The organism is Nocardioides sp., from assembly GCF_050699375.1.
Classification (GTDB): Bacteria; Actinomycetota; Actinomycetes; order Propionibacteriales; family Nocardioidaceae; genus Nocardioides.
The window spans coordinates 1-24,398 of record NZ_JBOHDN010000206.1; the positions used below are offsets into that span (position 1 = coordinate 1).

Annotated in this window: 23 protein-coding genes; 14 read left to right on the forward strand and 9 right to left on the reverse strand. The window is 69.7% G+C overall.

All coding sequences use genetic code 11. The features are described from left to right. Window positions 1–96: 96 nt before the first annotated feature. The 6 genes from ACRDPS_RS15285 to ACRDPS_RS15310 all read right to left on the reverse strand — a co-directional run bounded on the left by ACRDPS_RS15285 (window position 97) and on the right by ACRDPS_RS15310 (window position 7,315). A complete protein-coding gene (locus ACRDPS_RS15285; RefSeq protein WP_431502504.1) occupies window positions 97–1,602 on the reverse strand; it encodes an NCS2 family permease in 1,506 nt (501 codons plus the stop codon). Between the two features lie 36 nt (window positions 1,603–1,638). Next, a complete protein-coding gene (locus ACRDPS_RS15290; RefSeq protein WP_431502505.1) occupies window positions 1,639–2,040 on the reverse strand; it encodes a type II toxin-antitoxin system VapC family toxin in 402 nt (133 codons plus the stop codon). Next, window positions 2,037–2,285 carry a FitA-like ribbon-helix-helix domain-containing protein gene (locus tag ACRDPS_RS15295; protein ID WP_431502506.1) on the reverse strand — a complete coding sequence of 83 codons (249 nt, stop codon included), beginning with the start codon at window positions 2,283–2,285 and terminating at the stop codon, window positions 2,037–2,039. Before ACRDPS_RS15295 ends, ACRDPS_RS15290 begins: the two co-directional genes overlap by 4 nt. A gap of 39 nt (window positions 2,286–2,324) precedes the next feature. After that, complete coding sequence (locus ACRDPS_RS15300) at window positions 2,325–4,745, reverse strand: GH92 family glycosyl hydrolase (protein WP_431502507.1); 2,421 nt, start codon at window positions 4,743–4,745, stop codon at window positions 2,325–2,327. A 240-nt stretch (window positions 4,746–4,985) separates the two neighbouring features. Beyond that, window positions 4,986–6,077 carry an N-ethylmaleimide reductase gene (gene nemA / locus ACRDPS_RS15305; RefSeq protein WP_431502508.1) on the reverse strand — a complete coding sequence of 364 codons (1,092 nt, stop codon included), beginning with the start codon at window positions 6,075–6,077 and terminating at the stop codon, window positions 4,986–4,988. Window positions 6,078–6,100: 23 nt separating this feature from the next. After that, complete coding sequence (locus ACRDPS_RS15310; RefSeq protein ID WP_431502509.1) at window positions 6,101–7,315, reverse strand: ROK family transcriptional regulator; 1,215 nt, start codon at window positions 7,313–7,315, stop codon at window positions 6,101–6,103. A 170-nt stretch (window positions 7,316–7,485) separates the two neighbouring features. Here ACRDPS_RS15310 and ACRDPS_RS15315 point away from each other — a divergent pair, with 170 nt between their 5' ends. From ACRDPS_RS15315 to ACRDPS_RS15330, 4 genes are all read left to right on the forward strand, one after another. Continuing rightward, window positions 7,486–8,757, forward strand: a complete 1,272-nt coding sequence (locus ACRDPS_RS15315; protein WP_431502510.1) for an ABC transporter substrate-binding protein — start codon at window positions 7,486–7,488, stop codon at window positions 8,755–8,757. Window positions 8,758–8,846: 89 nt separating this feature from the next. After that, a complete protein-coding gene (locus ACRDPS_RS15320) occupies window positions 8,847–9,800 on the forward strand; it encodes a carbohydrate ABC transporter permease (protein ID WP_431502511.1) in 954 nt (317 codons plus the stop codon). Between the two features lie 79 nt (window positions 9,801–9,879). Further along, window positions 9,880–10,749 carry a carbohydrate ABC transporter permease gene (locus tag ACRDPS_RS15325; protein ID WP_431502512.1) on the forward strand — a complete coding sequence of 290 codons (870 nt, stop codon included), beginning with the start codon at window positions 9,880–9,882 and terminating at the stop codon, window positions 10,747–10,749. Further along, window positions 10,746–11,933 (forward strand): AGE family epimerase/isomerase, encoded by a 1,188-nt coding sequence (locus tag ACRDPS_RS15330; RefSeq protein ID WP_431502513.1) that lies wholly within the window; start codon window positions 10,746–10,748, stop codon window positions 11,931–11,933. The genes ACRDPS_RS15325 and ACRDPS_RS15330 overlap by 4 nt, the downstream gene beginning before the upstream one ends. 1 nt (window position 11,934) lies before the next feature. Here the strand turns inward: ACRDPS_RS15330 and ACRDPS_RS15335 are convergent, their stop codons facing one another. Further along, window positions 11,935–12,078 carry a hypothetical protein gene (locus ACRDPS_RS15335; protein WP_431502514.1) on the reverse strand — a complete coding sequence of 48 codons (144 nt, stop codon included), beginning with the start codon at window positions 12,076–12,078 and terminating at the stop codon, window positions 11,935–11,937. A gap of 159 nt (window positions 12,079–12,237) precedes the next feature. On the opposite strand from ACRDPS_RS15335, the gene ACRDPS_RS15340 reads away from it, so the two are divergent. The 6 genes from ACRDPS_RS15340 to ACRDPS_RS15365 all read left to right on the forward strand — a co-directional run bounded on the left by ACRDPS_RS15340 (window position 12,238) and on the right by ACRDPS_RS15365 (window position 18,108). Continuing rightward, window positions 12,238–12,729 carry a MarR family winged helix-turn-helix transcriptional regulator gene (locus tag ACRDPS_RS15340; RefSeq protein WP_431502515.1) on the forward strand — a complete coding sequence of 164 codons (492 nt, stop codon included), beginning with the start codon at window positions 12,238–12,240 and terminating at the stop codon, window positions 12,727–12,729. Window positions 12,730–12,840: 111 nt separating this feature from the next. Further along, a complete protein-coding gene (locus ACRDPS_RS15345) occupies window positions 12,841–13,812 on the forward strand; it encodes an ABC transporter substrate-binding protein (protein ID WP_431502516.1) in 972 nt (323 codons plus the stop codon). Between the two features lie 10 nt (window positions 13,813–13,822). Next, complete coding sequence (locus ACRDPS_RS15350; RefSeq protein WP_431502517.1) at window positions 13,823–15,283, forward strand: FecCD family ABC transporter permease; 1,461 nt, start codon at window positions 13,823–13,825, stop codon at window positions 15,281–15,283. After that, complete coding sequence (locus ACRDPS_RS15355; protein WP_431502518.1) at window positions 15,280–16,338, forward strand: FecCD family ABC transporter permease; 1,059 nt, start codon at window positions 15,280–15,282, stop codon at window positions 16,336–16,338. The genes ACRDPS_RS15350 and ACRDPS_RS15355 overlap by 4 nt, the downstream gene beginning before the upstream one ends. Continuing rightward, window positions 16,335–17,147, forward strand: a complete 813-nt coding sequence (locus ACRDPS_RS15360) for an ABC transporter ATP-binding protein (protein ID WP_431502519.1) — start codon at window positions 16,335–16,337, stop codon at window positions 17,145–17,147. The genes ACRDPS_RS15355 and ACRDPS_RS15360 overlap by 4 nt, the downstream gene beginning before the upstream one ends. 43 nt (window positions 17,148–17,190) lie before the next feature. Next, window positions 17,191–18,108: an ABC transporter substrate-binding protein gene (locus ACRDPS_RS15365; protein ID WP_431502520.1), complete on the forward strand. Its 918-nt coding sequence runs from the start codon at window positions 17,191–17,193 to the stop codon at window positions 18,106–18,108. A gap of 120 nt (window positions 18,109–18,228) precedes the next feature. Here ACRDPS_RS15365 and ACRDPS_RS15370 read toward each other — a convergent pair whose 3' ends face one another. After that, entirely contained in the window at window positions 18,229–18,831 is a 603-nt protein-coding gene (locus tag ACRDPS_RS15370) for a TetR/AcrR family transcriptional regulator (protein ID WP_431502521.1), read from the reverse strand. A 146-nt stretch (window positions 18,832–18,977) separates the two neighbouring features. Here ACRDPS_RS15370 and ACRDPS_RS15375 point away from each other — a divergent pair, with 146 nt between their 5' ends. The 3 genes from ACRDPS_RS15375 to ACRDPS_RS15385 are packed head-to-tail and all read left to right on the forward strand — an operon-like array spanning window position 18,978 to window position 22,899. Beyond that, window positions 18,978–20,420, forward strand: a complete 1,443-nt coding sequence (locus ACRDPS_RS15375; protein WP_431502522.1) for an APC family permease — start codon at window positions 18,978–18,980, stop codon at window positions 20,418–20,420. 27 nt (window positions 20,421–20,447) lie between these two features. Beyond that, the gene (speB, locus tag ACRDPS_RS15380; RefSeq protein WP_431502523.1) at window positions 20,448–21,518 is read left to right on the forward strand and encodes an agmatinase; all 1,071 of its coding nucleotides are present in this window, start codon (window positions 20,448–20,450) and stop codon (window positions 21,516–21,518) included. Window position 21,519: 1 nt separating this feature from the next. After that, window positions 21,520–22,899, forward strand: a complete 1,380-nt coding sequence (locus ACRDPS_RS15385; RefSeq protein WP_431502524.1) for a flavin monoamine oxidase family protein — start codon at window positions 21,520–21,522, stop codon at window positions 22,897–22,899. Here the strand turns inward: ACRDPS_RS15385 and ACRDPS_RS15390 are convergent. Beyond that, a complete protein-coding gene (locus ACRDPS_RS15390; RefSeq protein ID WP_431502525.1) occupies window positions 22,872–23,768 on the reverse strand; it encodes a LysR family transcriptional regulator in 897 nt (298 codons plus the stop codon). The genes ACRDPS_RS15385 and ACRDPS_RS15390 overlap by 28 nt on opposite strands. A gap of 65 nt (window positions 23,769–23,833) precedes the next feature. Here ACRDPS_RS15390 and ACRDPS_RS15395 point away from each other — a divergent pair. Further along, window positions 23,834–24,398 (forward strand): aminotransferase class III-fold pyridoxal phosphate-dependent enzyme (locus ACRDPS_RS15395; RefSeq protein ID WP_431502526.1); only part of this gene is annotated, 565 nt, incomplete at its 3' end.

Below are 24,398 nucleotides of genomic sequence, written 5' to 3' on the forward strand. Positions count from 1 at the left end.
GGCCCCGTCTCCGGGGCCCGCGACAATGATGACGTCGGGGCGGCAGGAAAGGTTGCGTCCGATCCTTATATTTTACCTTCGGGCCGAGATCGCTCGTCAGGCCAGCCAGGTCGAGATCGGGTGGATGGCGAAGTAGACGGCGAACATCACAGCCACGACCCACATCAGCGGGTGCACCTTGCGGATCTTGCCGCGGACGACCTGGATGAGCACGTACGCCAGGAAGCCGGCGCCGATGCCGACCGAGATCGAATAGGTGAACGGCATGAGCGCGATCGTGAGGAACGCCGGGATGGCGATGTCCGGATCGGCCCAGTTGATGTCCTTGACCTGCTGCATCATCAAGAAGCCGACCAGCACCAGGGCGGGCACGGCCGCCTCCGACGGGATCACGGTGACCAGCGGAGCGAGGAACGTGGTGAGCAGGAAGAGCACGCCGGTCACGACCGCGGCCAGACCGGTGCGGGCGCCCTCGCCGACGCCGGAGGCGGACTCGACGTAGGAGGTGTTGGACGAGACACCACCGGCGCCACCGGCCGCGGCAGCGAGGGAGTCGACGACCAGGATCGAGCGCGTACGCGGCGGGGTGCCGTCCTCCTGCAGGAGCTTGGCCTCGGCGCCGATCGCGGTCATCGTGCCCATCGTGTCGAAGAAGTCGGCGAGCATGAGGGTGAAGACGAGCAGCACGGCGGTCACGATGCCGACGCTCTCGAAGGAGCCGAGCAGGTTGAACTCGCCCAGGGTGCCGAACGAGGGCCAGTCGATGATCTTGTCCGGCCAGGCCGGGACGTTGAGCGACCAGCCGGTCGGGTTCTTGGGGCTGCTCGCGCCGAGCCCGGCGATCGCCTCGACGATGATCGCGAGCACGGTGGTGGCGGCGATCGAGATCAGGATCGCGCCGCGCACCTTGCGCACCCACAGGGTGACGACCAGCGCGAGCCCGATGATGAAGACCAGCACCGGCCAACCGGCGAGCTGCCCCGTCGGACCCAGCTGCACCGGGACGGTGGTGTTCGCGGCGTCGGGGATGCGGCGTACGAAGCCGGCGTCGACGAACCCGATCACCGCGATGAAGAGGCCGATCCCGACCGAGATGGCGGTCTTGAGCTCGCGCGGCACGGCGTGGAAGACCGCCTCCCGGAACCCGGTCAGGACCAGCACGAGGATCACCAGACCCTCGATCACCACCAGCCCCATCGCGTCGGCCCAGGTCATCTGTCCCGCGATCGAGAACGCGACGAACGCGTTGAGACCGAGCCCGGTCGCGAGCGCCAGCGGGTAGTTGGCGACGACCCCCATCAGGATCGTCATCACACCCGCCACCAGGGCGGTTCCGGCCGCGATCGCCGCGAGGTTGTCGCCGCTCGAGCCGCCGAGGAGGTCGCCGTTCATGTCCTCCGCGAACCCGAGGATCAGCGGGTTCAGCGCGACGATGTAGGCCATCGTGAAGAACGTGACCACGCCGCCGCGGACCTCGCGCCCGACCGTTGAGCCGCGGGCGCTGATCTGGAAGAACCGGTCAAGAGCGTTGGTGGATGCCGGGGGCGAGATGCTCACGGCCGCATCTTTGCAGATGGCGGCGGCTCGTCGTGCGGTCGCCATCAGTGTGTCTCGTGCCGCTGTGGCGGGGGCCACGAGTCAATTGATCGTTCTCACCGGACAGCGCGCGACGCCGGCTTTCGCGATGCGTACGTCGGCGGTGACGAGGGTGAGGTCATGTGACTCGGCGGCTGCGACGTAGCTGGCGTCGTAGGTCGACAGATTGTTGCGCAGCTCCCACATCCGGGGCAGGCATGGACCGGTCGGTGCGGTGATCACCGTGATTGCCTGGAGCCAGTGCAGTGCCCCGTCCGCGTCCTGGTCGGTGAGCTTGCCTCCGAGGAGGAGTCCCCGGAAGACGCTGAGGACCTCGGTGCGCCAGACCTCCGGGACGACCCATTCGGGGTCGTCGGCGAGTACCCTGGTCGCCGCGTCCACCCGTGGGTCGGTGTCGGGGTCCGCGAAGAGAAGCGCCACTGCAGATGCGTCGGGGACGATCACGCAGCGCCCTCAGTGCGCTCGCCGCGGGCAGTGTCGCGTGCGGCGAGGATATCCTCGGTGGTGAACTTCGAATCGCCGCGGCTGGCGACCACGCGCTCGATCAGCGCCTGGTTGTTGGCGAAGGATGCCTCCCGGAGGACGACGTCACGCAAGTAGGAGTTCAGCGACTGCCCGCGGTCCTTCGCGCGCTGGGCGAGGGTGTCGCGTACGTCATCGGGGACGTCGCGGATCTGCAGGTAGGCCATGCACTCATTATGAGTGCATGAAACATTCATATCAAGTGATCAATCGGTGTGGTAGATCGGCAGGTCTGCCTCGGCGGTGCCCCACTCCCGGTTGGGCTCGGTGCCGACGTCGATCCGGACGGTGCCGCCGCGGTTCATCACCGGCTCGGGGAGCCACGACCGGGTGTGCGGCGCGCCGTCGAGGGTGACGGACTGGACGTAGATGTTCTCGGCGCCGGCGCCGGGGGACTCGATGGTGATGTCGACGCCGTTGCCGCGGTGGATGACCACCCGCTCGAAGACCGGGCTGGAGAGCAGCATCTCGGCGCGGGCGGGGTCCTGCGGGTAGATGCCCATCGCGGAGAAGACGTACCACGCCGACATGGTGCCGAGGTCGTCGTTGCCGGGCAGGCCGCGCGGTCCGGTGCCATAGGCGAGCGAGGCCATCGCCCGCACCGTCTCCTGGGTCTTCCAGGGCGCGCCGAGCGCGTTGTACATCCACGGGACGTGGATGCCGGGCTCGTTGGTCGGGTCGTAGCGCAGGGGGTCGCCGCCGTGATACTGCCAGGAGCCGTCGGCCTTGTGGAAGAACGCGTCCAGCCGCTGGATCGCCCGCTCCCGCCCACCGACGGCCTCGGCCAGCCGGGCGACGTCGTGCGGCACCATCCAGGTGTACGTCGCGCTGCTCCCTTGCGCGAAGCCGGTCTGGGTCGACGGGGTGAAGCCGGAGACCCAGCTCCCGTCGCCGTTGCGGGCCTGCTGGTAGCCGTCCGTGGCCGTCGCAGCCGGGTTGAAGGTGTGCTGCCACCAGCCGGCGCGCTCCATCAGCGAGTCGGTCTCGGCCCGGTCGGCCTCGAGGCGCCGGCCCCAGTCGGCGAGGGAGTAGTCGGCGACGGCGTCCTCCAGGGTCTCCGCGGCGCCGCCCCAGCAGCGGCAGGTGTCCTGGGGTGCGTAGCCCTTGCTGAGATAGTCCGGCAGGTTCGGCCGTTGGCCGATGCACTGCCCGGGGCAGCCGTAGCTGGACAGCCCGTCGGGGTGCGGCACCGTGGCCTGGCGGACCAGGGAGTCGTAGGCGCCCTGAGCATCGAAGTTGCGTACGCCGAGCGAGTAGAAGCCGGCCAGCGTGGGCGCGCTCGGGTCGCCGGTCATCACATGCGTCCAGCCGCTCAGGTGGACCCAGCGGTCCCAGACGCCGCCGTGCTGGCGGGAGTAGGCGTGCAGGGAGCGGGCGAAGTCACCGGCCACCCGCGGCTCCAGGAGCGCGAGCAGCTGGGTGTGGGCACGGTATTGGTCCCAGCCGGAGAAGTTGCCGTACTGCGCCCGCTGGCCGCGCTCGATCCGGTGGACCTCCTGGTCGCTGCCCCAGTAGGTGCCGGCCACGTCGGAGATCACGTTGGGCTGGAGATAGGAGTGGTAGAGGCCGGTGTAGAACGCGGTCTGCTCCTCATCGGTCCCGCCGGCGACCTCGATCGAGGAGAGCGCGTCGCGCCAGTCGCGTTTCGCGTCGGCGGCGACGGAGCCGACCGTGTCCCGGCGGCCGATCTCGGCTGCCAGGTTCTCCTCGGCGGCGTCCAGGCTGGTGTAGGAGATCCCGATCCGCATCCGCACGGACTGGTCTCGGCTGGGGTCGAAGGAGACATACCCGCCCGAACCCTGCCCCTGACGGGCGGCGCCGGTCTCGTAGCCCTCGCCGCCGCGCGCCTGAGTGCTGCCCGGCTGGAGCTCGCCGTTGACCCAGGTGCCGTGGCCGGAGAAGCCGCGGTCGAACTGCGCGGTGAAGTAGAGCCGGTAGTAGGAGCGCTTGTTGCTCCCGCCGCCATTGCCGCGCCGGCCGCAGAAGGCGCCGGTGAGCACCGAGCCGCTGACGGTCCGCTTCGCCTCGTCGATCCGCGTCACCGCGGTCTCGCTGCCGTTGAGCGAGTTGGAGGTGCGGAAGAGCAGGTTGGCCGGCTTGTCGGCCGGGAAGGTCAGGTCGCTGACCGAGGCCCGCGTGGTCACCGCGGTGTCGACCTCGGCGCCGTTGGCCAGGCCCAGCCGGTAGCGCCCCGGCTCGGCCAGCTCGTCGGCGTGGCTGAAGTCCGAGGCGTACGTCGCATCGGTCACGTCCGCGGTGGGCGAGCCGGTCATCTCGCCGGTGTGCGGGAAGATCGGCACGTCCCCGGCGGCACCGGGGTGGCAGCCCGCGCCGTTGACATGGGTCAGCGAGAAGCCGCGCAGCCGCGTGGTGTCGTAGGAGTAGCCGTTCGACGCGGCGGTGTTGGTCTGGTCGCCCGCCGTGGAGGTCGGGCTGAAGGAGAGCATCCCGAAGGGGCGTACGGCCCCGGGATAGGTGTTGCCGCCGTTGGCGGAGCCGATCAGCGGGTCGACGAGCGCTACGGGATCAACCGTGGGTGGCGGCGCAGCGGCCCGTGCCGCCGACAGCGGGGTGAACGCGCCGCCCAGCAGCGCGAGGGACAGGGCACAAGCCGCGAGAACCCGCATGGCGGAGAACCATTCCAGAAGAATGGCCTCCGCCGTGCGGGTTCAGGTGAGACCAGGGTGAACGGAGCCCAAATCCGCCGCTGTCCGCCTGCTGCGCGCCACCATACGGGCGCGCTGGCGGCGTTGCCGCCGCTCGACAGACGCCCGGTATGCCTTCGCGGACGAGGTCTGAACGAAGTGGCCTTTGCCAGCACACCTGTCTGGTGACGCTCGCGACGGCGGCCATCGGCGGATTCGGGCTCAGGCAGTCCACGCGGGGTAGTCGGTGTAGCCGGCCTCGGCGCCGCCGTAGAAGGTCGCCGGGTTCTGCTCGTTGAGCGGCAGGTTCTGCTCCAGGCGACGGGGCAGGTCCGGGTTGGCGATGAACGTACGCCCGAAGGCGGCCGCGTCGATCAGGTCGGCCTCGAGGAGACGGGACGCCTTCTCGGAGGTGTAGGCGCCGGCGGCCACGATCGGGCCGGGGTGGGCGGCTCGCAGCTGCTTGCGGTAGTCGTCGGTCAGCTCCGGTCCGCCGGCCCAGTCGGGCTCGGAGAGGTGCAGGAAGGCGATGCCGCGGTTGCCGATCTCGGCGGCCAGATGGAGACCCATCTCGACGCCCTCGGGGTCCTCGAGCCCGTTGAAGGAGCCGATCGGGGAGATCCGGATGGCGACGTGCTCGGCGTCCCATTCGGCGATGACCGCGTCGAGCACCTCCAGGGTGAGACGCGCGCGGTTCTCCAAGGAGCCGCCGTAGGAGTCGGTGCGCTCGTTGCTGCTCGCGCTGGAGAACTGGTGGAGCAGGTAGCCGTGGGCGGCGTGGATCTCGACCAGGTCGAAGCCCGCCTCGCGTGCGTTGCGGGTGGCGCGCCGGTAGTCCTCGATCAGACCCGCGATCTCGGAGGTTTCGAGGGCACGGGGCGTGGGGCAGCTGACCCGCGTCGGGGTGCCGTCCTCGCCGCGTACGGTCGTGCGGTTGCGGTAGGGGAGTGCCGAGGCGCTGACCGGGAGGTCGCCGTCGTGGAAGGAGTCGTGCGAGACCCGGCCGACGTGCCACAGCTGCGCGGCGATCAGGCCGCCGGCCTCGTGAACGGTCTCGGTGACCTGTCGCCATCCCTGGACCTGCTCGGGCGAGTAGATGCCCGGGGTGTCCATGTAGCCCTTGCCCTGCGGCGAGATCTGGGTGCCCTCGGAGACGATCAGTCCCGCCGAGGCACGCTGCCGGTAGTAGTCGGCCATCAAGGCATTGGGTACGTCGCCGGGCCGGCTGGCGCGCATCCGGGTCAGTGGCGCCATCAGGACGCGGTTGGGGAGGGTCGTGGAGCCCAGGCTCAGCTGCGAGAAGAGTGAAGTCACGTGCCTCTAAACTGAGCGGGCGCTCATATTGTTCCCTGGTGCGCGGGAGCGGCCGCGTTCGCGATGACCAGCGCCCCCACGACGCCCGCGTTGTCGCCGAGCTCGCTCGGCACGACGTCGAGCGCGGCGGCGGTGTCGGGCTGGGTGAAGCGGTCGATGGAGTCCTTGATGCCGAGGACGAAGGACTCCGAGTGGCGCATCGTGTCGCCCACCACGATCAGCGCGGGGTTGAGGTGGTTGCAGAGGTCGGCCAGGACCCGGCCGACGGCGCGGCCGGCGTCGTCGAGGATCCGGTTGACACGGATGTCGCCCTGCTGGGCGAGCTCGAGCATCCTCTCGACGCTCAGGGTCTCGTCGTAGGCCGGCTGGAGCAGCTCGACGAGCCTGGCGCCGCCGAAGGCCTTCTCGAGACAACCGCGGTTGCCGCACCGGCAGATCGGGCCGTTGTCCTCGAAACGTACGTGACCGATCTCGCCGGCGATCCCGGTGACACCTCGGTAGAGCTTGCCCGCGAGGACCAGTCCGGCGCCGATGCCGCTGGAGGCCTTGACGTAGATGACGTCGTCGACGTCGCGGGCCGCGCCGTACGCGACCTCGGCGAGCGCGCCGAGGTTGGCGTCGTTCTCGACATGCACGGGCACACCGAGGCGGCGGGCGAGCTCCTCGCCCGGGGCGAGATCCATCCAGTTCGCGAGGATGGGGGAGACGACGATGCCGCTGTGCGGGTCGACCGGCCCGGGGATCCCCATGCCGACGCCGAGGAGCCGGTCCTTCCGCGGGTCGATGCCCGCCTCGGCCAGCCCCTCGTGCACCAGGGCCGCGGCTCGGTCGATGGTCTCGACCGGGGAGTTGTCGGCGTCGAGCCGGATCTCACGCTCGGCCAGCGGGTTCGCGGCGAGGTCGGCGACCGCGACCCGGACGTGCCGGTGGCCGATGTCGACGCCGACCAGCGTGCCGGGTGACCCGCTGACGGTGAGGAGCGAGGGCGGCCGCCCGCCGCCGCGGGGCAGCGACTCCGTGGTCGTCTCGATGATCTGGCCGGTCCCGAGCAGCTCCTGGACGATGCTCGAGACCGTGCTGCGCGAGAGCCCGGTGCGCTGGGCGAGGTCGGCTCGGCTGACCGGGGCGGAGCGTCCCAGGAGGTCCAGCACCTGGGAGCGGTTGGCCACGCGCAGCCGCGACTCCGGGGTGGCGGAGGGCTCTGCGGCCGGATCGCGTCCGTCGTCGTGCTGGGGCATGACGGCGACTGTAGGTGATTATGTGCAATTGCGACAGATGTTGGGGCCGAATTGTGACTCGTTATGCGTTGACTTGACAGAAAGGACCGGCGTACGTTGTCTCGGCACGTGGCCGCGAGTAACCCAGATCACACACCGACGTAGCGGTCGCGACAACCGGAGGAAGAAAGATGAACGCAACGCGTAAGGCCCTGGCCGCCGGCCTGGCCGCCCTGAGCCTGCTGGCGGTCTCCGCCTGTGGGAGCGACAGCGAGAGCGGCAGCACCGACGAGGTGGAGGTCTTCACCTGGTGGGCCGAGGGTAGTGAGAAGGCCGGGCTCGACGCCCTGGTCAAGGTGTTCGACGAGCAGAACCCCGACCTGAAGTTCGTCAACGGAGCCGTCGCCGGTGGCGCCGGCAGCGACGCGAAGAACGTGCTCCAGTCCCGCCTGCAGAACGGTGAGCCCCCGGCCACCTTCCAGGCGCACGCGGGCGCCGAGCTGACCGACTACATCAACGCCGGCCAGATCGAGGACCTCACCGATCTCTACGAGGAGAAGGGCTGGAACGAGCAGTTCCCCGAGGGCCTGCTCGACCGGCTCAAGCAGGACGGCGGCATCTACTCCGTCCCCTCGAACATCCACCGCGCCAACATGCTGTGGGCGAACCCGGCCGTCCTGAAGAAGGCCGGCATCGAGGCGAACAAGACCTACGACTCCATCGATGCGTGGATCGTCGACCTCAAGAAGATCAAGGCCAAGGGCATCATCCCGCTCTCGGTCGCTACCGACTGGACGCAGGTCAACCTGCTCGAGACCGTGCTCCTCGCCGATCTGGGCGCCGAGGCGTACAACGGTCTCTGGGACGGGACCACCGACTGGGCCGGCAGCGAGGTGAAGGCCGCGCTGGAGGACTACAGCACGCTCCTCTCGCTGACCAACACCGACCGCCAGGGCCTCGACTGGCCGGACGCGACCCAGCTGGTCATCGATGGCGACGCCGCGTTCAACGTCATGGGCGACTGGGCCGAGGCGGCGTTCCAGGAGCAGAAGAAGACCTTCAACAAGGACTACACCGCGGTTCCGGTCCCGGGCACCGACGGGGTCTTCGACTTCCTGGCCGACTCGTTCACCAAGCCGGTCGACGGCCCCAACCCCGAGGGCACCGAGGCCTGGCTCGACAGCATCGCCAGCGACGAGGGTCAGGTGGCCTTCAACAAGGCGAAGGGCTCGATCCCGGCCAGCACCACGGCCGACACCTCCTCCTTCGGTGAATACCAGCAGACCGCGGTCAAGTCGTGGGGCGAGGACGAGATCGTCTCCTCGCTCGCCCACGGCGCCGCGACGTCGGTCAACTGGCTGACCGACATCACCTCCGCCGTCGCCAAGTTCGGCAGCAACAACGATGTCGCCGAGCTCCAGGACGGCCTCGCCGAGGCCGCTGAGGACAACAAGCCCGAGTAACACCCAGCCTGACCAGATCGATCTGGTCCGAGGGGCTGCGGCGGCATCATCGCCGCAGCCCCTCGACCGCCATGCGAAAGGACGGACACATGTCCTCCACGGTGCCCAGCGCCGTCAAGCGACCCAAGCAACCCAGGCAGCCCAGGCGCAAGGGCCGCATCGGCGGCCACGGGTGGGTCGCTCCCGTACTCCTGATCCTGCCGACGGTCATCGTCATCGGTGTCTTCGTCTACGGCCTCATCGGGTCCAACATCAACACCTCCCTGCAGGACCGCCACAACATCGGGCCGTCCCAGGGGTTCGCCGGCCTGGACAACTATCGGGACCTGTTCACCGACGACGACTTCATCTACTCGCTGCGCAACCTGCTGCTCTACACCGCGACGTTCCTGATCGGCACCCTGTGTCTCGGGTTCCTGTGGGCCTGGCTGCTCGAGCGCAAGGCCCGCGGCGAGTCGCTGTTCCGCGCCATCTACCTGTTCCCGATGGCGGTCTCCTTCGTCGCCTCCGGTGTGGTCTGGCGCTGGCTGCTCAACAACGCCGAGGGGGACCGTGCCTCCGGCCTGAACCGGCTCTTCGGGACCCTTCACCTCGACTTCCTGCAGAACCCGTGGTGGACCGACGAACGATGGGGGATCCTCGCGATCGCCGTGCCCGCGATCTGGCAGCTCAGCGGCTACGTGATGGCGCTGTTCCTGGCCGGCTTCCGCGGCATCCCCGAGGAGCTGCGCGAGGCGGCCAGGATGGATGGTGCCTCGGAGTGGCAGCTCTACCGTCACGTCATCTTCCCGCAGCTGAGCCCGGTGGCGCTCTCGGCGATCATCATCATCGGCCACATGTCGCTGAAGGTCTTCGACCTGATCATGGCGATCGCGGGCCAGACGAACTACACGACCCAGGTGCCGGCCATCCAGATGTGGGTCGAGTTCACCCGCGGTGACTACGCGAAGTCAGCCGCGATCGGGACGATCCTGCTCCTGATCGTGGCCATCCTGATCGTCCCCTATCTCGTCTCCACCTACCGTCAGGAGCGTCGCCGATGAACGAGCGCAAGCGAGCGACAATTCAGGCCATCATGCCGACGCGTCCGTATCCTTGCTCCTCCTCTACGGAGGTGACGGAATGACCACAGACGCCATCCCGGCAGCCGTCACGGGCCGGATCCCCGGGGAGCGCTCGCGCGCCATCACCCGCACCATCAAGTACGTCCTGCTGATCGGGTTCGCCCTGGTCATCCTGCTGCCGGCGTACGTCCTGTTCGTCACCAGCTTCAAGGGCGTGGGCGACGCCACACCCGGCAATGCCTGGCGGCTTCCCGAGTCGTGGGAGACGGCCGGCTGGGCACGGGCGTGGGAGCAGCTCGGCCCGGCGCTGGGACGTACCTTCGCCATGGTCATCCCGGCATCGATCATCTCCTCGGTGCTCGGTTCGATGAACGGGTTCGTGCTCTCGAAGTGGCGGTTCCCGGGAGCCGACGTGGTGTTCACGCTGATCCTGTTCGGCATGTTCATCCCCTACCAGTCGGTGATGGTGCCGCTGGTCCAGCTGATGGGCAACCTCGGCGTCCCCTCGGGCGTCCCGAGCCTGATCGTGCTGCACGTGGTCTACGGCCTGCCGATCACGACCCTGATCTTCCGCAACTACTACGCGGGGGTCCCGGTCGAGCTCGTCGAGGCCGCTCGCGTCGACGGCGCGGGCATGCTCCGGACGTACGCCTCGATCATCCTGCCGATCTCGGCGCCGGCGTTCGTGGTCGTGCTGATGTGGCAGTTCACCTCGGCGTGGAACGACTACCTGTTCGCGCTCTTCTTCTCGACCTCGCAGAACGGGCCGGTCACGATCGCGCTCAACTTCCTGGCGAGCGGACAGCTGCAGAACTACTCCGCCAGCATGGCGGGCGCGCTGATCGCGTCCGTCCCCACCCTGATCATCTACATCCTGCTGGGCCGTTACTTCGTCGGTGGGCTGATGGCCGGCTCGGTCAAGGGATGATCGACCCAGACGCCGAGTGCCGCCGGCTGGCCGGGTTCGCCCGGCCCTCGGCGGCCTCCTCGGCCGGCTTCTGGTGGCTGGACGAGTTCGGTCGGCCGGATCCGGCCGAGCCGGTGCACACCTGGATCACCGCCCGGATGACGCACGTGTTCGCGCTCGCGCATCTGCGCGGGGACCTCGAGGGCGAAGAGGCGGCGTCGCTCGCCGCGCACGGGATCCGTGCGTTGCGAGGTGCGCTGCGCGACGACGAGCTCGGTGGTTGGTTCGCCTCGGTCTCGGGCGAGGGCGAGCCCGTCAACACCCTCAAGGAGGCGTACGCCCACGCCTTCGTCGTGCTGGCCGCGAGCAGTGGTGTCGCCGCCGGTGTGCCTGATGCGGATGGGCTGCTGGACGAGGCGCTGGCCGTGATGCTGGAGCACTTCCTGGACGACTCCGGGCGGGTGGTCGACAGCCTCGAGCGCGACCTTCGCTCGGGGGAGGGCTACCGCGGGGCCAACTCCAGCATGCACACGGTCGAGGCGTTCCTGGCCGCGGGCGATGTCACCGGAGATGCTGTCTGGCACCAGCGGGCGCTCGCGATCGCCGAGCACCTGATCCACGGTGTCGCGCGCTCGCACGGCTATGACCTCCCCGAGCACTTCGGCACCGACTGGTCGCCGCGGCTCGACTACAACGCCGACCGGCCCGGTGACCCGTTCCGTCCCTACGGGTGCACCCCTGGTCATCTGCTGGAGTGGTCGCGGCTGCTGCTGCACCTGGACGCCTCGGTGCCCGAACCGCCGTCATGGCTGGTCGAGGACGCCCGGGCGCTCTTCGACCGCGCGGTCGAGGTCGGCTGGTCCGCCGACGGCGAGACCGGCTTCGTCTACACGACCTCGTGGGACGGCACCCCGGTCACCCGGCTGCGGTTGCACTGGGTCGTCGCGGAGGCGCTGGCCGCCGCCGGGGCGCTGCACACCCGCACCGGCGAGGCGGTCTATGACGAGTGGCGGCTTCGTTTCGAGGCGTACGTCGAGACGTACCTCATCGACCCCGACCTCGGCAGCTGGCATCACGAGCTGGACGAGCACAACCGCCCCTCCCATGTGATCTGGCACGGCAAGCCCGACGTCTACCACGCCTACCAGGCGCTGCTGCTGGCCCGGATGCCGCTCGCCCCGGTGCTCTCGGTGCAGCTCGGATAGGTCAGGCCGCCTGGAAGGAGCGCCGCGAGAGCCCGAGGCCGTAGCCGTCCAAGGTCGTGGTGACCGGAGCCGTCGGGTCGGTGGCCGCTCCGAGGGTGACGAAGAGCGGGGTGAAGTGCTCGACGGTCGGGTGGGCGTACGGCATACCGGGCGCGGCGCTGCGGAAGCGGGCGAGCTCGGCGACGTCGCCTCGGTCCAGGGCGTCGGCCGCCCAGGCGTCGAAGTCGGAGGACCATCCGGCCGGCTTGTTCTCGGAGGTGATCGTTGTTTGTTCCGAGCAACTTTCTGCGGCAGACTCCCTGGCGTGAAGGGGAGTTGGCTGTCGCCGCCGGAGCGGGCGGCGTGGGTTCGCCTCATCGCGGTGCTCGAGCTGCTCCCGGGCGCCCTCGACTCCCAGCTGCGTCGGGACGCGGGGCTGACCCACTTCGACTACAGCGTGCTGGCCATCCTCTCCGCGGCGCCCGAGCGGACCGTGCGGATGACGGAGCTGGCGACGCACACCAGCTCGACGCTCCCGCGGCTCTCCAACGTCGTCAAGCGCCTGGTCGACCGTGGCCTCGCCGAGCGCATCCCCTGCCCGACAGACCGACGAGCGACCGACGTACGTCTCACCGCCGCCGGCCGGGAGAAGATGGTCGCCTCCGCTCCCGGCCACGTCGACGCCGTGCGTGAGTACGTCTTCGACGCGCTGACTCCCGAACAGGTGGACCGGCTCTCCGAGATCGCCGGAGTCGTGCTCGAGCGCCTCGATCCGACCGGTGCGAAGCGGCCGCCGATCGATCCCGGGACGGGTTAAGTCTCGGCGGAGGGGATGGCTCTCGAACGCCAAATCGGGTTAGGTTACCCTAACCTATGGTTGGCGGCTCGGCGTCGACCACCGACCCGAGCGTAGACCTGAGGAACTCCCGTGAACCGTCGTTCTCGTACCGGCCGACTTTCGGCTGCCGTGGTGGCCGCCGCGCTCGCCCTCACCGCCTGTGGCGCCTCCGAGGGCGCAGATGGTGGGGGCTCGGGGTTCGTACATGAGGACGCCCGCGGCAAGACGGTGAAGACGGATGCCGCCCCTGAGACGGTCGTCGCCCAGGCGAGTGCCGCCGCGGCGCTGTGGGACAACGGGTTCAAGGTCGACGGCGTCTATGGCGACCTGCCCGATTCGCCGAACTACCTGATCGGCAACCTCGACGTCTCCGAGACCAAGGTGCTGGGCAAGGCTTGGGGCGACTTCAACGTCGAGGAGTACGCGGCGATGAACCCCGACCTCCTCATCGACATGACCTTCGACGGAAAGACCCTCTGGTACGCCGGAGAGGTCGAGAAGCAGGTCGAGAAGCTCGCGCCCACTCTGGCCATGCAGCTGACCGGTCTCTCGGTGACCGAGCAGATCGAGGCGTTCAACGACCTGGCCAAGGACCTCGGCGCCGAACCTGAGATCGAGGACGCCAAGGCGGAGTTCGAGGACGCCGTCGCACGGATCAGGGCCGTCGTGAAGAAGAACCCCGACCTCACCGTGCTCGCCGTGTCGACGTACGGCGAGGAGATCTACTTCGCCAACTCTCCCGAGCATCCCGACCTCGCCTACCTCGCCGAGCTCGGCGTGAAGTTCCCCGAGGTCACCCCCGACGAGCAGGGCATCTTCGAGCCGGTCAGCCTGGAGAACATCGGCAAGTATCCCGCCGACGTGCTCCTGGTCGACGCGCGCGACACCGGCGGCCTCGAGGAGCTCGAGAAGAAGGACCTCTTCAAGCGGCTGCCCGCGGTGGCCGGCGGCCAGCAGGACCTCTGGTATCCGGCCGCGCCCTACAGCTACCAGGCCTACGCGAAGGTCTTCAGCGGGTACGCCGACCAGCTCGAGGCCGCCCAGGTCCTCGAGAAGAGCTGACGGGCTGGACGTGCGTCTCAGTGACCTCGCCTCGCGGGAGGCCGTCATCGCGCGTGCCGACCACACGAGGGTGCAGGTCCCGCGTGGGTCCGCGCCCCTCACGCTCCGGCTGGCCGCGGCGGCGGTGGACCTCGCTCTCGTGCTCCTCCCGCTGGCCCTCGGCGCCCTGATCGTGCACTCGCTGCGCGACGCGAACGGCGGCGGCACCGTGGATCGGGTGGTCTTCGGCGGCTTCACCCTCGCCGTCGCGGCAGCTGTTCTGGTGTGGAACCTGGGCTTCGTCCAGGGTCGGCGCGGAGCCTCGACCGGGAAGGCCTGGTTCGGTCTGGTTGCCCGCGGACACGACGGCCGGCCGCTCGGCGTACGCGCCAGCCTCGTCGTGCTCACACCTCGCCAGGTCGTGCGGCGGATCACCGCGGTCGACGAGGGCTTCGATCAGATCGAGACCGACCTCACCCCACCCCAGCTGCGTCTGCGCCGGGTCACCGGCCTGCTCGCGCTGCTCGTAATCCTGGCCTTTCTGCTCCTGGCGAGCGTGGCGGTCGGCTCCCGGCCGCTGGCCTTCGGGGAGATCTGGCACGGCCTCACCCCGCCCTATCACGTGACTCCGACCGAGGCCGACCTGATCGTCCGCGACCTTCGCCTGCCCCGGACGCTTCTCGGCCTCGTCGCCGGCATCGCGCTCGGTCTCGCCGGCGGGCTCATCCAAGGCCACACCCGCAACCCGCTCGCCGACCCCGGCATCCTGGGCGTCAGCGCCGGCGCCGCCTGCGCCGTGGTGCTGGCGATCACCTTCCTCGGCGTGACGTCGGCGGGCGGCTACATCTGGTTCGCTCTCGTCGGCGCGCTGATCACCAGCATCGCGGTCTTCGGGCTCGCGTCCGTCGGGACCAGCAGCCCCTCACCGGTCTCCCTCGTTCTCGGTGGTGCCGCCGTCGCGGCGTTCCTGTCGGCGATCACCTCCGCCGTGGTGCTGCTCGACCAGAGCACCCTGGACGCCTACCGGTTCTGGGTGGTCGGCTCGGTCGCCGGACGAGGACTAGACATCCTGGCGCCGCTGCTGCCCTTCTTCGCGATGGGGATCATCCTTGCTCTGGTCAACGCGCCCGGCCTGAACGTCCTCAGCCTCGGTGAGGACGTCGCCCGGTCGCTCGGCACGAGCATCGCACTGAACCGGGTCCTGGGGATCAGCGCGATCACCCTGCTCGCCGGTGCGGCGACCGCTGCCTGTGGCCCGATCGCCTTCATCGGCCTTGCCGTGCCCCATGTCGCGCGCGCGTTCACCGGACCGGACTATCGCTGGTTGCTGCCCTGCTCCGGACTGATCGGCGCGATCATGCTCATCACCTGCGACATCCTCGGCAGGGTCGCGGCCCGCCCCGGGGAGCTTCAGGTCGGCATCGTCCTCGCCCTTGTGGGGGCGCCGTTCTTCATAGCCCTCGTGCGCCGCCGGAAGCTGGTGACCCTGTGACGACGACGCTCGTTCCCGGTCGCCCACGGATCGGCCGGGGCCCTCTCACGATGGTCTGGCGGCCGAGACTGGTCGCCGTCAACATCGGCCTGCTCGTCCTGGTCTTCCTGCTGCTGTGCCTCAACGTCGGTCAGGGCGACTATCCGATCAGCCTCCCCGACGTGGCCAAGGCGATCTTCGGCGGAGGAACCGACGCCGAGCACTTCATCGTCTGGGATCTGCGCCTGCCGCGCTCCGTGGTCGGCGTCGTGGTCGGCGCGGGCTTCGGCATGTCGGGCGCGATCTGGCAGTCGATCACCCGCAATCCGCTGGCCAGCCCCGACCTGCTCGGCATCACCATGGGGGCCAGCGCCGGCGCGGTGGCAGTGATCATCTTCGGCGGTACGACCGTCCTCGGCGCCGCGACAAGCGTGCCAGGGGCCGCGATGGTGGGTGCGCTGCTGACCGGGGTCGTGATCTACCTGCTCGCCTGGCGCCGGGGCATCGAAGGATTTCGGCTGGTGCTGATCGGTGTGGCCGTCAACGGGATCCTCCTCGCCCTGACCAACTGGATGCTCGTCATCGGGGAGATCACGGACGCCCAGGAGGCGACCGTCTGGCTCAACGGGTCCCTCAACGGCCGGGGCTGGGGTGATGCCCTGCCCGCCGCGGTCATCCTCGGAGCCATCGGCGCTGTCGCGCTGGCCTCGACCTTCCAGCTCTCCGCCCTCAAGCTGGGCGACGACACCGCCCGTGCGCTCGGTGTCCGGGTGCAGCTCAGCCAGTCCGTCCTGCTGGTCGCCTCGGTTCTCCTGGCGGCCATGTGCGTCACGGCCGCCGGCCCGATCGGGTTCGTCGCCTTCGTCGCCCCACAGGTCACGATGCGGATCGCCCGCACCGCCGGACCGCCGCTGCTCGCCTCGGCGCTGACGGGAGCCGCTCTCGTCGTCGGCAGCGACTACATCGCACGGGTGCTCCTGCCTGTCGAGCTCCCCGTCGGGATCGTCACCACCGCCATCGGAGGGCCCTTCCTGATGTATCTGATCATCCGCACCAACCGGAGGCTGTCGCGATGAGCGAGCACCAGATCACCGCTGACGACCTGGTGCTCGCCTACGGCGACCGCATCGTCGCCGACGGGCTGACCACCGAGATCCCGGCAGGCAAGGTCACCACCATCATCGGTCCCAACGGCTGTGGCAAGTCCACCTTCCTGCGGGCCGTCGCGCGCCTGCTGAAGCCGAGGTCGGGCCACGTGATGCTCGATGGCAAGGCGATCACCTCGATGCGCACCCGCGACGTCGCGAAGGTGCTCGGACTGCTGCCTCAGTCGCCCACCGCTCCCGAGGGCCTCACCGTCGCCGACCTGGTCGCCAAGGGGCGCCACCCGCACCAGTCATGGCTGCGTCAGTGGTCCAGCGACGACGAGACAGAGGTCGACGCGGCGCTCCGGCTGACCGGTATGCACGAGCTCGCCGCGCGCCCGGTCGACGAGCTCTCCGGTGGTCAGCGGCAGCGGGCGTGGATCTCCATGGCGCTGGCCCAGGAGACGGACATCCTGCTGCTCGATGAGCCCACGACGTACCTCGATCTGGCTCATCAGGTCGAGGTGCTCGACCTCGTGGACAAGCTGCACGTCGACCTGGAGCGCACCGTCGTCATGGTGCTCCACGACCTCAATCTGGCCGTCCGCTACAGCGACCATCTGATCGTCATGTGTGAGGGCAGCATCGTCACCGCCGGCCCGCCCGAGGAGCTCATCACCACCGAGCTCCTCCGCGACGTCTTCGGGCTCGACAGCCAGGTGCTCGTCGACCCCGTCTCCGGCCGGCCGATGATCGTCCCGATCGGCGTACGACGCTCCGCACCCACGGTCCAGCACTGAACGTCCCCGCACGGCGGGGAACACCACTAGGAGAGGAATCAACGTGCGCAAGCATCTGACCGGACTGGGCGCCCTGCTCACCGCTGCCACCCTGCTCGCCGCCTGTGGCGGCTCCCCGTCCGGGGACGAGGCCGGCGCGTCCGAGACGCGCGAGGTCAAGCACGCGATGGGAGTGGCCGAGGTCCCCGAGGCGCCGAAGCGGGTCGTCGTCCTGGACACCGGCGAGCTCGACGACGCCCTCGCTCTCGGTGTGAAGCCCGTCGGCGCCGTACGTGTCGACGTGGCCACCGACTTCCTCAGCTACCTCGGTGACCAGACCGAGGGGATCGAGGAGGTCGGCACCATCTCCGAGCCCAACCTCGAGAAGATCGCGGCGCTGGACCCAGATCTCATCCTGTCCAGCACCGTACGTCACGAGGCGATCTACGAGCAGCTGAACGCGATCGCCCCGACCGTGCTCGCCCCCGACCTCGGCGACACCTGGAAGGACAACTTCCTGCTGTACGCCGACGCGCTCAACAAGACCGACGAGGCGAAGAAGATGATCGCCGACTTCGAGAGCGACGCCGCCGCGCTCGGCAAGACCGTCGGCAGCGGCAAGACCCTCTCGATCGTCCGGTTCCTCCCCGGCCAGATCCGGCTCTACTCCGACAAGTCGTTCACCGGCGTCATCCTCGGTGACATGGGCCTGACCGTCCCGGAGAAGGCGTTGGGGGAGGACACCCACCTCGAGATCTCACCCGAGCAGGTCACCACAGCGCAGGCAGATCACCTCTACGTCAGCACCTACGGCCCGGAGGGCGACACCGACAAGGCCAAGGTCCTCGGCGGGCCGCTGTGGCAGCGGATCCCGGCGGTCGAGTCCGGTGACGTCCACGACATCAACGACGACCTGCTCAGCGGGATCGGCATCCAGGCCGCTCAGCAGATCCTCGCCCAGTTCGAGAAGGAGCTGGTCTGAGCCTGGCCGCCGCGAAGGTCGTGCCCGGTCCCACAACGGTGGGACCAGGCACGACCTTCGCTCTGTTCTGCGGGCCGTTCTCCAGGACGTTCTGTCGGTGGGTGCGACAGGTCGCTGGCATCAGCCGGTGACCGACACCGCCGCACGGGTGTGCTCGAGCGCGCGCTCGCGCAGCGTGGTGCCTCCGCTGGTGACGATGCCGATGCTGAACCCGTCCCACATCGCCCGCAGGCGCTCGGAGACGGCCTCGCGGCCCGCCAGCGACGGGAGAGCGGCCGCGAGCAGCCGGACCAGATCGGCGTGCCACTCGTCGTCCATCGCGCGCTGGGCGGCGGCGAGCTCGGCGTCGTACGGCGCACGTGCCCACAGCTCGAGCCAGAGCAGCCAGCGCGGGTCGCGCTCGTCGACGGCGAGATAGACGTCGGTGAAGGCCAGGAGAGTGTCGACGTCGTCGGTCTCGGGGGTCGCGGCGTCCTCGGCCTTCGCCAGGATGGGTGCTCGCTGTGCGGCGTACTCGTTCTCGCTCCAGCGCAGGGTCTCGAGCAACAGGCCGTTGCGGGTGCCGAAGTAGTAGAGGAGGTGTCCGCCGCTGGTGCCGAGCCGGGCGGCGAGAGACGCCATCGTGACCTTGGCGAGCCCTTCCTCGGCCACCATCTCCAAGGTCGCCGCGAGCACCTGCTCGCGCGGTCGTTCCATGCGTCGGTTGGAGCGTGTGCGCGTCACTTCACCAGTGTCCCCTCGTGCTCGCTTCGCAAAATCTTCGGTCCCGCCCCTTGACTCTAGCGGTGATCTGGGTCACTTTGAATACCGTTCAAAGTTTTGTACGGCGTTCAAAACTCTCGCTGTACCTTATTCAGAGGAGACCCGCGATGATCGAATCCATACCGGTGAGCCCGGCCGAGGTGAAGCCGCCGCACGAGCGGCGCCGGCTCGCGCGGGTCCTAGGACCCGGCGCCGCGGTCCTCCTGGTGCTCTCGTGCATCACGCCGGCCTCGAGCCTCTTCATCATCGTCCCGGAGCTGTTCGCAACGCAGGGGAGCGGCGCGGTCCTGGCCATCGTGGCCGGCTTCGTGGTCTCGGTCGCGATCGCCGCCTGCTATGCGGAGCTCGGCACCCGCACCGCCAGCTCCGGTGGCGAGTACGCGATGGTCACCCAGACCCTCGGCAAGGCGATGGGCTGGCTGACGTTCTCGCTGGCGGGGGTGCTGCTCTGGCTCATCCCGCCGATCTTCGCGCTCGGCACCGCCGACTACCTGGCCGACCTGGTGGAGCTGCCGCGCGCCGCGACCGGTGCGATCGTGATGCTCCTGTCGACGGCCACGGCGGTCCTCAACATCAAGGCCAACGCCGTCGTCACCGGCACCTTCCTCGCGCTCGAGATGATCGCGGCCGTCGTGGTCACCTTCCTCGGCCTCGGGCACGTCCAACGTGGTCCAGGTGAGCTGGTCTCGCCGCACGTCATCACTGAGAACGGCCTGGAGCCCTTCACGCTGGCGATCCTCATCTCCGGCCTGGCCGTGAGCACGTTCCTGGTCAGCGGGTTCGGCACCACCGTCTACCTCGCCGAGGAGCTCGTCGACCCGCGCCGCAACGTGGCCCGCGTCGTCTTCTGGACTCTTGGCCTGGGCGGCCTCGTCATCCTCGTCCCCACCGTGACCACGGTGCTCGCGGTCGACGACCTCAGCGATCTCGCGTCCGGCAGCTTCTCGCAGTGGGTGGCCGCCTGGGGTGGCGAGCGCGTCGCGGTCGCCGTGAACGTCGCCATCGCCATCGCGATCCTCAACGCGGTCATCGTGATGGTGCTGCAGAACTCCCGGGTCGTCTACGCCTCCGCGCGCGACCGCTCGTGGCCCGCGCCGGTCAACCGGGTGCTCACCAAGCTGCACCCCCGCTACTCCACCCCGTGGCTCGCCACGCTCGTGATCGGCATCCCCGGCGCGATCCTCGCCGGCGCCGTGGAGGTCGAGGCCCTGCTCGGCGTGACCTCGGTGGTCATCTCCACGATGTACGTCGTCGTGGCGATCGCCGCCCTCCGTGCCCGTCGCCAGGCTCCGGTGACGCAGGCCTGGCGGATGCCGCTCTGGCCGCTGCCGCCGTTGGTCGTCATCGGTGCGATCGGGTACGCCCTGGCCGGCTCGGCGCGGACGGACATCCTGATCGCGGCCGGTGTCGTGGTCGCGGCGCTCGCCTACTACTACGTCTACCTCGCCCGGTGTCCCGGCGAGCGGTTCCTCGTCGTCGACCCGACCGACAAGCAGCCTGACCATCTCGAGCAAGCACAGCATCCCGAGGCCGTCTCGGCCCTCGACTGAGCACACCCAACAAGAGAGAGAAGAACCATGGCTCGCTACGGAACCCAGTTCGGCCCCGACATCACCTTCCTGGGTGTCGACCGGTGTGACTGGGCCGACCCCGCCACGTACGAGGGGGCAGACGTCGTCATCCTCGGCGCCCCGTTCGACGGAGGCACCTCCCACCGGTCCGGCACCCGGTTCGGCCCACAGTTCATCCGGCAGACCTGCTACCTGCCCCACGACGGCTCCCGGCCCTCGCTCGCGATGCGGGTCGACGCGCTGCGGGACCTGACGGTCTTCGACGCCGGTGACGTCGAGATGTACTCCGGCGACGCCGAGCGTTCGGTGCGCGACCTCCAGGAGGCGGTCCACGCCGTGACGAGCAACGGCGCCATCCCGTTGGTGCTGGGCGGCGACCACACGATCGCGTGGCCCGACGCCGCCGGCGTCGCCCAGCACCTCGGTCAGGGACGCGTCTCGATGATCCACTTCGACGCCCATGCCGACACCGGGGACATCGAGTTCGGCTCACTGATCGGGCACGGCCAGCCGATGCGCCGGCTCATCGAGTCCGGTGCGCTGCGCGGCGACCGGTTCCTGCAGATGGGGCTGCGCGGCTACTGGCCCGAGCCCGAGACGCTGGACTGGATGGCCGAGCAGGGCATGCGGTCCTACGAGATGACCGAGATCGTGCACCGTGGCCTGGAGGAGTGCCTGAGCGAGGCCTTCACCATCGCCACCGACGAGTGCGACGGGGTCTTCCTCTCGGTCGACATCGACGTCTGCGACCCCGGGCATGCCCCCGGGACCGGGACCCCGGAGCCCGGCGGCCTGACCTCCCGCCAGCTGCTCGACTCGGTCCGCCGGATCGCCTACGAGCTGCCGGTCGTCGGCATCGACGTGGTCGAGGTCTCCCCGCCGTACGACCACGCCGACATCACCTCGTTCCTCGCCAACCGGGTCGTCCTCGAGGCGCTCTCGGGCATCGCCCGCCGTAGGCGCGACGAGGTCGACGGGACCCGCTGGGACCCGAGCCTCCCGCTGCTGGCCCAGCGTCCTGACCGGCGTCCAGACCAGCGCCCCGGCCGGCGCGACACCGACAAACAGGAGAACTGACATGACAACCCATGACGTGATCGTGGTCGGCGCCGGGGTGACCGGCCTGACCACGGCCTGGCGGCTCGCCCAGGCCGGACAGGACGTGCTCGTCCTCGAGGCGCGCGACCGGGTCGGCGGCCGCCTGCGCACCGAGGCGCACGGCGCGCCGGGGGAGGAGGCCGACTTCGAGATCGGCGGCCAGTGGGTCTCGCCGGACCAGGACGCCCTGCTCGGGATCCTCGACGAGCTCGACCTGCCGACCTACCCGCGCTTTCGTGATGGTGAGTCGCTCTACGTCGACAGGGCCGGCGTCCGGCACCGTTTCTACGACGACATCCCCGTCGAGGAGTCGACCTCGGCTGCGATCACGCAGCTGACCAAGACTCTCGACGCGCTGGCTGCGGCGATGGACCCGGCCCGGCCGTGGGAGCTCGACGACGCCGACCATCTCGACAGCGTCTCGTTCCGGGCCTGGCTCGAGGGTCAGTGCGACGACCCGGTCGCCGTCGACAACGTCGCCCTCTACGTCGGCCCGGCGATGCTGACGAAGGCCGCGCACTCGTTCTCCGCGCTCCAGGCGGTGCACATGGCCGCCAGCGCGGGGTCGTTCAGCAACCTCGTCGACGCGGACGTGATCCTGGACCGTCGTGTCGTCGGTGGGCTCCAGCGGGTGCCGCTGGTCCTGGCCGAGCGGCTGGGGGACCGGGTCCGGCTCGGGCAGGACGTCACGCTGGTGGAGTGGGACGAGGACGGGGCCGTCGTCCACGTGGGTGCGGAGATCCATGCCGCCCGCCGGCTGGTCCTCGCGGTCCCGCCGACCCTGGTGAAGCGGATCCGGTTCAGCCCTGAGCTCCCTGCTGAACATCGGATCGCCCGCGAGCACCAGTCGTTCGGGCTGGTCATCAAGGTGCAGGCGCAGTACGCGACGCCGTTCTGGCGCGCGGACGGCCTCAGCGGCACCGGCTTCGCACCGTGGCAGCCGGTCCACGAGGTCTACGACAACACCCCGGACTGCGAGCCGCGCGGGACGCTGGTCGGCTTCGTCTCCGATCTCCGGGCCGACGCCGTCGGCCGGCTCTCCGAGGAGGAACGCCGGCGCCACGTGCTCGAGTCGCTGGGCGCGTACTTCGGGGAGGCGGCGCTCTCGCCGCTCACCTACGTCGAGAGCGACTGGCAGCACCAGGAGCTCACCGGTGGGGCGTACGGGACGAGCTTCGACCTCGGCGGGCTGACTCGCTGGGGCGCGGTGCTGCGCGATCCGCTCGGTCCGATCGAGTTCGGCAGCAGCGACGTCGCCGGGCACGGCTTCCAGCACGTCGACGGCGGCGTACGTGTGGGCGAGGAGATCGCTGGGCGCATCATCGACGCCCGTCAGCCGACGGCGACCCCGGTGCCGTAGCGCTCGACGCAGAACCCCGAGAGCCGATCGGCCAGGGTCGCGATGGTCTCGGCGGCATGGTGGTGCGGGTCCCATGCTGCGTACAGCCTGATCCGCACCCGCCCCGACGGCGCCTCGATGTGCAGAGGCACCAGGTCGAAGCGGGGGTCGTCGGAGACCACCGCGATCCCGCGGCCCGAGGCCGCGAGCGCCTGCGCGACCTGGGCGTTGGAGACCTCGAGGACGTCGCCGTAGCCCACGGCGGCGTCCTCGACCGCTGCGTCCAGGAGCGGCCGCGGCCGCAGGTCGTCGGTGAGCAGGACGAGCGGCCGAGCGACGAGATCGCGTACGTCCACGGACCCACGCCCCGCCCACGGGTCGTCGGCGCGCACATAGGCCCACACGGGCAGCACGGCGAGGGCGCGCGAGGCCAGGGCCCGGCTCGGTGGCCTGGTGACGATCGCCAGATCCGCGCCGGCCCGGACCGCGGCGACCGCCCCGCGCGGGTCGAGCTCGCGCACCTTCGCGACCGGATCCTCGGGACCGAGCGTCGCCAGGAACGGGGCGAGCACGTCGGTGAGCGTCGTCGCCGGCACCGCGAGGTGCAGCTCCTCGAGCCGGCCCGAGGCGAGCAGTCCCACCGCCCGCTCGAGGTCGGCCGCGTGGGCGAGCAGGTCGCGAGCCCGGGGGAGGAGCGCCTCGGCCGTCCGGGTGAGCCGCAGCCCCCGTCCCTCCCGGGCGAAGAGAGGCACGCCCAGGCTCGCCTCCAGCTGACGCAGCTGGCGCGACAGCACCGGCTGGGTCACGTGCAGCACCTCGGCGGCGCGGGTCGCGGATCCTGCGTCCGCGGTGGCGACGAAGTAGCGCAGCAGGCGCAGATCCATGCTCATGGGACATGAGTGTAGTAGCCAAAGGGTCTTGGACGGCATGTGTGGTCGCGGCACATGCTGAACCCATGACCGAGCTCACGACCACTCTCGAACAGTCCCGTCTCCTGCGTACGCCCCTTCCCGGCCCGCGCTCCCAGGAGCTCATGCGCCGCAAGGTCGCGGCCGTGAGCCAGGGCGTCGCCACCACCATGCCCGTCTTCGCCGCCCGAGCCGCCGGCGGGATCGTCGAGGACGTCGACGGCAACCGCTTCATCGACCTCGGCTCCGGGATCGCGGTGACCACCGTCGGCTCCAGCGCCGGCCGGGTGGTCGACGCGGTCACCGACCAGGTCGCGGCCTTCACGCACACGTGCTTCATGGTCACGCCCTACGAGGGCTACGTCGCCGTTGCCGAGCAGCTCGCCCGGCTCACCCCCGGCGACCACGAGAAGCGCACCGCACTGTTCAACTCCGGCTCCGAGGCCGTCGAGAACGCGGTCAAGATCGCCCGCTCCTTCACAGGGAAGGACGCGGTCGTGGTCTTCGACCACGCCTACCACGGGCGTACGAACCTCACGATGGCGATGACGGCGAAGAACATGCCCTACAAGCACGGCTTCGGGCCCTTCGCGGGCGAGGTCTACCGGGCGC